Here is a 674-nt window from a genome sequence, read left to right as displayed (position 1 = left end):
GCCGCGACTTGCCCACGCCGATCGTCGGCAGGTCCAGCTTCACGCCGAGATGCGAGGCGATTCCCAGGCGCCGCGGATGCGCGATGCCCTGGCCGTCGACCATCAGCAGGTCCGGCTTCACTTTCAGCGTATGGAAGGCCTGCATGATCGCAGGCACCTCGCGGAAGCCGAGGAGCCCGGTGATGTAGTGAAGGTCAGGCGTCACCGCGGCTTGCGCCTGGGTGACCAAGGCAAGCCCTGGCCATTCCAGCACCACGATGGCCACATAGACCTGCTGCGTCGGATCGAAGCGCGAGCAGGAGGCGTCCACCCCGCCGATGTAGCGCGGCATCGCCGGCAGCGCGTCCTCCCGGATCACATCAGCGGCAAGGGCGACCTGCTCGGCCCTTAGGGCCGCGAGGTCAGCCATCCCCACGCATCGCGGGGACCATCGCGGCCACGTTGTATCGCATCATCGCCTCGTAACTCGCCGCAGGGCCGCCGGTCGCCGAGAGCGCGTCGGTGAAGAGCCGGCCGCGGACCCGCACGCCGGCCTCCTCGGCGAGCCGCCGCAGGGTCGCGGGATTGCCGATATTTTCCAGGAAAACGGCGGTGACGCCCTCGGCCCGGATCATCCGGATCAGCGCCGCCACCTGCTGCGCGGAGGGCTCCGCATTGGCCGAGATGCCCTGTGG

Annotated in this window: 2 protein-coding genes; both read right to left on the bottom strand. The window is 69.3% G+C overall.

Annotated features, from left to right (window positions below):
• Nucleotides 1-409 (bottom strand): endonuclease V (locus AC1DWF_RS35065; RefSeq protein ID WP_476843078.1); only part of this gene is annotated, 409 nt, incomplete at its 3' end.
• Nucleotides 402-674, bottom strand: a 273-nt coding sequence (locus AC1DWF_RS35060; protein ID WP_476843077.1) for a metal ABC transporter solute-binding protein, Zn/Mn family, incomplete at its 5' end; no start/stop codon positions are given. The genes AC1DWF_RS35065 and AC1DWF_RS35060, both read right to left, overlap by 8 nt.

This window comes from Aminobacter sp. P4_D5 (genome assembly GCF_056401815.1).
Note: the sequence above shows the minus strand (reverse complement) of the source record. Positions and strands in the feature narration are given on the sequence as shown.